General features: G+C 43.1%; 1 protein-coding gene and 1 pseudogene. Both read right to left on the minus strand.

The features are described 5' to 3' along the window. Positions 1–391 precede the first annotated feature (391 nt). Positions 392–721, minus strand: coding sequence for a hypothetical protein (locus tag B880_RS0102995; RefSeq protein ID WP_017345887.1), 330 nt, complete (start codon positions 719–721; stop codon positions 392–394). A gap of 1 nt (position 722) precedes the next feature. Continuing rightward, a pseudogene (locus tag B880_RS26850) lies at positions 723–1,166 on the minus strand (RHS repeat domain-containing protein); the annotation flags it as partial.

Below are 1,166 nucleotides of genomic sequence, written 5' to 3' on the forward strand. Positions count from 1 at the left end.
CTGCGCTCTTCTGCCAGCCGTGTGCCCCGCCAGATGAACATTCCGCCACACGCATCGGCGCGCTCAGTCTGGGTGCCCGCCGCCGAAGGTATCGAGGATTTCCGCGCTGAGGACATTGCCCGGATGCAAATCGCTGTTGCGTGTTGTTGACGTTGTCAGCAATCTCGATACGAGGTCAGTGCAGGGCTACTGAAGCGCTCAGGAATATGTTTTCTATGCCCAGAAGTAGCAAGACCAACATAATTTTTGTATTTGTTGATCTACTTATAACACGCGGGGCTACCCAACCCAGCACGTTAATAACATACTAGCTCAAGGTAATCCCGATAAACAGGCCATCTGATTCGGCTGAATAAAGCAGAATTCCTGTAAGTATCACTAATGTATGCAGTTATTGCTCAGGACAATCCCATTCTAAATCCTTCTTCATAGGATCAGGAATGAGATTAAATAGACTAATAATGCATCCTTTGTGAGCAAGATAATTTGGACATATTCCATTAGCATTCTCGATATAATACCGAGCCTGAATATTTAAGAAGTATATATCCCAGCTAGATATTTCAACCTCCTTAAGTGAATTAACAACACTGTGCAATAAATCGGCCTCATAATAACATGATTTATCTCGTGACTTCACAATGAAACCATGCGACTGTACATTTCTTATGTATGGCAGAGCAAGCCCCAGCATTTTTATATAAATATCTATTCTATTCATGTCACCATCCAAAAATGAAGTGGATTTTATTGATTAGATTACCAAGAAAACTTCGTGATGGCATTGGCACCGAATTCATGGGGGGCATGTCAGTCAAATCCCAACGACCATGTTTTATTAATGATTGCACTGGCTTAGCATTCCCTGTTTCCTTATAAATTTCCAGTGCTGCCGCCATTCTATGATGACCATCTCCAATATGATAAACACCTTTACTATCCAGAAGCCCGCCAATTTGATGCTTCGAAATTAGAAAATCATATTTACCATCTAACATGCTACTTTTTATTTTATCAATCTGACTAGGGTTTTTGAACCCTGATTGAGTTCCTCGTATCGAAGGTATTTCACATACCAACCCCAACGGATCCACCCAAACCAGCGCATTAGGTGCGTACTGGTAGGGGTTGATCCCGCCCACCAGGCCGATCGGGTCTGGCTGGGT

The sequence above is a fragment of the Pantoea sp. A4 genome (assembly GCF_000295955.2).
Classification (GTDB): Bacteria; Pseudomonadota; Gammaproteobacteria; order Enterobacterales; family Enterobacteriaceae; genus Pantoea; species Pantoea multigeneris.